Origin of the sequence: Marinobacter sp. SS8-8 (assembly GCF_030540945.1) — a bacterium.
In the GTDB taxonomy this organism is placed as follows: domain Bacteria; phylum Pseudomonadota; class Gammaproteobacteria; order Pseudomonadales; family Oleiphilaceae; genus Marinobacter.
In genome coordinates, this window is record NZ_JASSVN010000045.1 from 1 (window position 1) to 2961 (window position 2961).

Consider the following 2961-nt stretch of genomic DNA (forward strand, 5'->3'; position numbering starts at 1 on the left):
TTTTTCTTTTGTTTCAATTGCTTGTGACAAAGAATACCATTTTCCGCTGGAGGTTTCCTGCCTGATTACCTCATTTTTTTATTTAATATCAGTGTTTTACGTTTATGGACGGAAACTAGCTTAGGGACACCATCAGGTTGTGCAACTGATTGGGTCCACCTCAAAGACCTGGCGGCCCTTCATGGTGAAAATGTATCGGATCGGGATGCGTGGCACGAGGATTTTGAAGTTGGTAAGTCGCCGGAATACGCAGAATATGAAGAATGATTGAAAAACGGGCGCCCAGGGAGGGCCTAAGCCCACTTTGGGCGTTTGAGCCCTCTCGGCGCTCGCAGAGGATACTCCGTACCACGCTGCAGCTCTAATCACGCCAGACACCTCTCCCTCACCAGAATTTTTGTTACTCTACTAGACATCAATGACAGGCATGCTAGAGTAGACATATATGGCTAGTAGGAAGCAAACTGAATTCCACACAATTGCGCGAGAAAAGGGCTGGAGACTGGTGGACATTGGGGAGCGCTGGGGTGTCAGTGAGCGCCAGATGAGCCGGATTGCAAACAATCCCAGCCAGAAAGACCTAGACGCAGCGCATGGGCTACCAAAAAAGTGACTTTGGGGGGGGGCAAGATGCAAAACCGGAGATCAAATTCGAAAAATTCCGCAAGGTCCCAAATCGTTGCTCTGGCAAAAAGAAGGGGGATTCGATATCAGCGGTTGGCAGACGATGAATTGGCAGAGGTTGTTACGCGGCTTTCAGATGACGATGTAGCCACCGATGATGTTGAGGATTTAGTGGTTGCACTAAAGCGTTCCGGGGCCATCTCCGGGAGTGAAATGGTTGACCTGCTCGGCCAGTACCTTAACGAGAAGTATCATGTTCGATCCGTTTAACGATTTTGCCGAGGCCGGCTATCTTCGGAATGTCCGGAAAGATAAAGACCCGGTTGTGATCAAGCACATGGAGCACAACCTGTTCCGGGCTAATCTGAAAGAAGCGTTCGATTACCTTTCACGGCGAGTGATCATCGAATACGCAGACTTCCTGGAAGTCCACAGAGTTCTTTTTGGGGATTACTACCCATGGGCTGGAAAAGATCGCCTCGCTACCGCCCCGCATTTGCTGGTATCCAAAGCTGGAACTCAATTTTGCGAGCCTCGCACAATTCGGCTGGCTGTCGATCAGGGGCTTCGTCTGGCGCAGCATAACGAGCAGATGCCAGCAGTGCCTGGGGAGATAATGGGATTGTTCGCCTATGGCCACCCCTTCCTTGACGGCAATGGACGGACAATGCTGTTGGTTCACATGGAGCTTGCCTATCGCGCCGGCTTCAGCATCGATTGGTCCGCTACGAACAAATCTGATTATCTGTATGCCTTGACCCGTGAGATTGAGTCGCCAGGTAACGGCATTTTGGATCAATATCTAACATCATTTATGGGTCCGAGGATTGAGCGGGGCCAGTTGGCTGGCTCTGCCCTCTCGATGAGAGGGCTTGACGGGTTGGATGACGAGAACCGCATTGAGGGTGATCTTCGGGATGAGTCTGTAGCCGAGAAGTACCGTCAGTTTGATGAAGCTCGGAACTATTCATACCGGATTGCAGGAGCAGGTGGTGGCACTGATCATCCTGACAGCTGTGATCTGGATGATGACGAAAGTCAGGGGCCTGGCCCCTCGCCAGAGTGAACCATGGGAAATCGGCAACGTGCCAACAGCGGCATTGCCGTAAGGGTTACACCTCAAGGAATACGTGAGACCCTGAATATGTGCTCAATTTAAGACTTGGAGGAAAACATGGCCATGCTTAGCAACGAATCAGCAGATCAGTCTTATCTTGATAATTACTTTCTCTATCGCCGGCCAAAGGAAATTCAGCGAATGATCATTGGTGTGCTCGGATTGTTGATGGGTGCGTCTGTGATGCTGTTTGCCGAGCAGATAACTGTCTTCCTGAACGTTTCAGAAAACTTGAACCTGTCCGAAGGCTTGGTTAGCACCTCTGGACTGATAGTGAATCTGGCTGGCGTAGGAATTCTGTTTCTTTGGATTCTGGATGGCAAGGAATACGTTTTCCCAATTAAAGAAGCGGGATAACGCGAACCAATAGCGTATGGGAAATCCTTGCGCGTTTTCAAGCGTTCATCCCGGTAGTCTTTGATTTGGGAAGTTGTCAGCCCCGCCAGGGTAAAGTGACCGAACTGTTGATCAAGCAGTTTGATGCGACACTTTATATCGGCGTAGGATTTTTTGGTCGGTGCAATTTCTTCTTCGTAACGTTTCAAAAGTATGCCGACGGTTGTGTTCTCCGCCTCGGTGGTAGAAATGAAAATGCCTTTCTCCATCTCGACCTCAACCTGCCGAGCCCAGCGCTCGGCACTGGTTTTTCGGGTGAAGTTTTTGGAGATGGTGCGGTAACCCTTTTTGCGAATCTGTGCCCGGTAGGTACCCTCCGGTGTCTTTGTTATGGATGCCATGCTGGTCGTCCTTCTGTTGCCAATCAAATGAGTGAATGGCGCGCGCACGACATAACCATAAAGCCGCAAGCCAAAATCGATGGCCTGCAATCTGCCCCGAAAAGGGGTTATTTGCTCGTATTGAAGGGTGACTGCCCTGATATTGCCCCGATGGGCCGGGAGGAAGATGGCCCGCCCTAGAAGATTCGAACCTCTGACCTCGGCCTCCGGAGGGCCGCGCTCTATCCAGCTGAGCTAAGGGCGGGTTGTGCGGAGTTAGCGTGTGCTAACAAAAATCGCAGTTTTGACGAGCTGCGAAAACTCGTTTTGCCCCTTGCTTGCCGTTGAGCTTCGCCTCCGGAGTGCACTGTACCAAGGTGTTTTAGCTAGTTTCCGTCCATAAACGTAAAACACTGATATTAAATAAAAAAATGAGGTAATCAGGCAGGAAACCTCCAGCGGAAAATGGTATTCTTTGTCACAAGCAATTGAAACAAAAGAAAA

General features: G+C 50.1%; 3 protein-coding genes and 1 tRNA gene. 1 reads left to right on the forward strand and 3 read right to left on the reverse strand.

From position 1 onward, the window contains the following. Positions 1-832 precede the first annotated feature (832 nt). Positions 833-1690 (forward strand): Fic family protein, encoded by an 858-nt coding sequence (locus tag QPL96_RS19245; RefSeq protein ID WP_303288890.1) that lies wholly within the window; start codon positions 833-835, stop codon positions 1688-1690. Between the two features lie 185 nt (positions 1691-1875). Here the strand turns inward: QPL96_RS19245 and QPL96_RS19250 are convergent, their stop codons facing one another. The 3 genes from QPL96_RS19250 to QPL96_RS19260 form a co-directional block, all read right to left on the reverse strand. Further along, positions 1876-2478, reverse strand: a complete 603-nt coding sequence (locus QPL96_RS19250; protein WP_303288891.1) for a hypothetical protein — start codon at positions 2476-2478, stop codon at positions 1876-1878. Positions 2479-2645: 167 nt separating this feature from the next. Further along, positions 2646-2722, reverse strand: a tRNA-Arg gene (locus QPL96_RS19255). A gap of 11 nt (positions 2723-2733) precedes the next feature. Further along, positions 2734-2961, reverse strand: a 228-nt coding sequence (locus QPL96_RS19260) for a hypothetical protein (RefSeq protein ID WP_303288892.1), incomplete at its 5' end; no start/stop codon positions are given.